The sequence below is a fragment of the Streptomyces milbemycinicus genome, from assembly GCF_002154605.1.
GTDB classification, from domain to species: Bacteria; Actinomycetota; Actinomycetes; order Streptomycetales; family Streptomycetaceae; genus Streptomyces; species Streptomyces milbemycinicus.
In genome coordinates, this window is sequence record NZ_MUNE01000315.1 from 1 (window position 1) to 241 (window position 241).

General features: G+C 77.2%; 1 pseudogene. It reads right to left on the minus strand.

The window, feature by feature from the left end:
* Nucleotides 1-241, minus strand: a pseudogene (locus CCN51_RS57835) (hypothetical protein); the annotation flags it as partial.

Genomic DNA, 241 nt, shown 5'->3' on the forward strand with positions numbered 1-241 from the left:
CGGCCCCGCCCCGGCGACATTCAGCCGCGACAGCACCTCCGTGGCCTCCCGCAGCGCCTCCGCCAGCTCCCGCTCGGCCTCGCCCAGCGACGGCACATCGGCCGGCGGCGCCTCCCGCACCGGCACAGAGCGCCACACCACCTCGCTGTGCACATCGCCCTCGGGCCCAGCCTGGAACACCTCCGGCACCAGGCCCAGGGCCACCCCCGTCACGATGACCGCCTCGCCCGCGTCCAGCGCC